The 2816-nt window shown below is 75.0% G+C and carries 4 protein-coding genes; all 4 read right to left on the bottom strand.

All coding sequences use genetic code 11. The annotated features are described in order from the left end of the window. Positions 1–70 precede the first annotated feature (70 nt). Positions 71–367, bottom strand: coding sequence for a YlxR family protein (locus tag Q0195_RS07785; RefSeq protein ID WP_299276729.1), 297 nt, complete (start codon positions 365–367; stop codon positions 71–73). A gap of 151 nt (positions 368–518) precedes the next feature. Then, the gene (gene nusA, locus Q0195_RS07780) at positions 519–1502 is read right to left on the bottom strand and encodes a transcription termination factor NusA (RefSeq protein WP_299276726.1); all 984 of its coding nucleotides are present in this window, start codon (positions 1500–1502) and stop codon (positions 519–521) included. 9 nt (positions 1503–1511) lie between these two features. Beyond that, on the bottom strand, positions 1512–2000 hold the full coding sequence (rimP, locus tag Q0195_RS07775; RefSeq protein ID WP_299276723.1) for a ribosome maturation factor RimP: 489 nt from the start codon (positions 1998–2000) through the stop codon (positions 1512–1514). Between the two features lie 67 nt (positions 2001–2067). Further along, positions 2068–2718, bottom strand: a complete 651-nt coding sequence (locus Q0195_RS07770; protein ID WP_299276721.1) for a hypothetical protein — start codon at positions 2716–2718, stop codon at positions 2068–2070. Positions 2719–2816: the final 98 nt, after the last annotated feature.

The raw sequence follows: 2816 nt of genomic DNA, 5'->3' as shown, positions 1-2816 counted from the left end.
GCTCATCGCTGGGTACTCATCGGGTGCCCATCGGCTTCCAACCCGCTTTCTTCGTCGATGACTCGCCGGGTCAGGTCTGACTCGGCAGTGTGCTGAACCATTCCGTGACGGCGGTGAGATCCACCGGCCCTGCACTTCGCAGGGCACGGGGCAGAGCCCGTCGCCGCTCGGCACGGTCCAGGCAGGCCCGGTCTGCATGCAACCAGGCCCCCCGCCCCGGCGCGTCCGTCCGTTCGTCCACCACCGCACGCTGCGTGTGGGGGACCAGGACGACCCGCACGAGGGCGGACCGTGGAGCCTTGGCTCGGCATCCCACGCAGGTACGCACCTGTCCCTGGCCGGGAGGTTGGGGAGAAGGAGACGTCATGATGAGATACCGGGCCGTGGCCCGTCCGCAAGTCTACCCCCAGACGCGCGTCGGGGACACCGACGGGCGGTGGTGCGGGCGGCGGTGTGTTTCCTCACAGGGCCGCGCAGGGCGCGGTCACGGGGCCGCCCACGGCGCCGGCGACGGGCGGTCAGGCGCCGTCCTGCTCGTCCTCGGTGTCGGCGTGGATGTCGATCCGCCAGCCGGTGAGCCGCGCGGCGAGGCGGGCGTTCTGCCCCTCCTTGCCGATCGCCAGCGAGAGCTGGAAGTCGGGGACGACCACACGTGCGGAACGCTCGTCCGGGTCGACGATCTCCACGCTCGTCACGCGTGCCGGGGACAGGGCGTTCGCCACGAACCGGGCCGGGTCGTCGCTGTAGTCGACGATGTCGATCTTCTCCCCGCCCAGCTCGTTCATCACCGCGCGCACCCGCTGGCCCATCGGGCCGATGCAGGCTCCCTTGGCGTTGAGACCGGGGACCGACGTGGCGACCGCGATCTTGGTGCGGTGCCCCGCCTCGCGGGCCAGTGCCTTGATCTCCACGGTGCCGTCGGCGACCTCCGGCACCTCGAGCGCGAACAGCTCGCGCACCAGGCCGGGGTGGGTCCGCGAGAGGGTGACCGAGGGGCCCTTGGCGCCGCGGCTGACGTCCAGGACGTAGGCGCGCAGCCGGTCCCCGTGCCGGTAGGTCTCGGTGGGCACCTGCTCGTGGGCGGGCAGCACGGCCTCGAGGTCGCCGATGTCGACGAGCACGGTGCGGGGGTCGCGGCCCTGCTGGACGACGCCGGCGATGATGGTGCCGGCCTTGTCCCGCAGGTTGCCCATGACCTGCTCGTCCTCGGCGTCGCGCAGGCGCTGGACGATGACGCTGCGGGCGGTGGCGGTGGCGATCCGGCCGAAGCCGCTGGGGGTGTCGTCGTACTCCCCGAGCGGGTTGCCCACCTCGTCGAGCTCGGTGGCCAGGACGGTGACCCGCCCGGTGCGCCGGTCGACCTCCACGCGGGCCTTCTCCGCGGCACCGGGGGTGCGGTGGTAGGCGAGCAGGAGCGCCTCCTCGATCGCCTCCACCAGCACGTCGAGGGGGATCTCGCGCTCGCTCTCGATGAGGCGCAGCGCCGCCATGTCGATGTCCATGTGTCCTCCTCAGCCCTCGCCGGCGCCCTGCGCCGGCCGCCCCAGCTCGGGCTCGACGGCGCCCGAGGTGATGTCCGTGAGTGCCACGACCCGGCGTGCGCCCTCAGTGTCGACGACGACGTCCTCACCGGCGACCTCGACGACCCGGCCGCGCACCGGCCCGGACGTGGTCCGCAGCCGCACCAGCCGGCCCTGGGCACGCCGGAAGTGACGCGCCGTCGTCAGCGGTCGGCCCACCCCGGGAGTGGAGACCTCCAGGGTGTAGGCGCCGCGGACGACGTCGACCTCGTCCAGTGCGGTGGAGATCTCCCGGGACACGTCCGCGAGGGTGTCGGAGCCGACGCCGCCGGGGCCGTCGGGCAGGTCGACGACGACCCGGACGACGCTGCGGCGGCCGGCCGCCCCGACGGTCACGTCCTCGAGGAAGAGGCCGGCGTCGGTGACGACCGGCTCGAGGACGGTGCGCAGCGTGGCTGCGACCTCCGACGGGCGGCGCATGGTGCTCTCCTGGGGCTCGGGGTCCGGAACTCCAACACCTTACCCGGCGGCGGCCGCCGTTCCGCGGTCAGGACAAGCCGGGCAGCGGCGGGAGTGTCGCACCCCACCGACGGGCCTCGCCGGCGGCGTGGACGGCGGCCGCGAGGACGTCCTCGCGGCCGGTGTCGGCGGTGCCGAGGAGGGCGACGTAGGCGCGCACGACGTCGAGCTCGGCCAGCGCCGCGAGGTCCCGCTCCCCGGCCTCCCGGGCGGCGGTGATGTCGTAGGCGACCTCGCGCCGGTCCTCCTCCGGGGCGACGGCGGAGGCGACCTCCTGCAGGTGGCCGGCCCGCGCGACGGCGGCGGCGCGCACCTCGCCCGCGGTGCGCGCAGCGACGACCTCCAGGGCGTACCGGGCGGCGTCCAGGGCGCGGGAGGTGTCGGGGTCGAGGCGGTCGGGGACGGGCAGCGGGGCGGCGGGCAGGAGGACGGCCTGCGTCCCGAGCGCGGCGCCGAGGTCCTGGGCGAGGTAGGTGCGGGAGACGGCGAGCGCCGCGAGGAGGCGGCCGAGGTCTCCGTCGTGCGCGAGGGCGTCGGTGTGCGCGGCGGCTGCCGCCTCCTGGAGCAGGTCGAGGACGTCGCCGGGCCCGGCGGCCGGGGCGGTCGGGGCGGGGGCTGCGGCGTCCTCGCCGGGGTGGGCGGTGGCGTCCGGTCCGGCTCCCGGCCAGGGCTCCCACACGCCGCCGAGGGCGGTGCGGTGCTCCTCGGCCGCCGTCTCGACGGCTCAGGTAGCCGTACGTGCCGTACGACTGGGTGGTCCAGCCAGCGTAGGACAGC

It is taken from the genome of uncultured Georgenia sp. (assembly GCF_937958535.1).
Taxonomy (GTDB): Bacteria; Actinomycetota; Actinomycetes; order Actinomycetales; family Actinomycetaceae; genus Oceanitalea.
Note: the sequence above shows the minus strand (reverse complement) of the source record. Positions and strands in the feature narration are given on the sequence as shown.

What these genes read in the sequence shown, in the direction of transcription:
- Q0195_RS07785 (WP_299276729.1), bottom strand. Translation starts at nt 367, where the DNA reads ATGACGTCTCCTTCTCCCCAACCTCCCGGCCAGGGACAGGTGCGTACC.
- nusA (WP_299276726.1), bottom strand. Translation starts at nt 1,502, where the DNA reads ATGGACATCGACATGGCGGCGCTGCGCCTCATCGAGAGCGAGCGCGAG.
- rimP (WP_299276723.1), bottom strand. Translation starts at nt 2,000, where the DNA reads ATGCGCCGCCCGTCGGAGGTCGCAGCCACGCTGCGCACCGTCCTCGAG.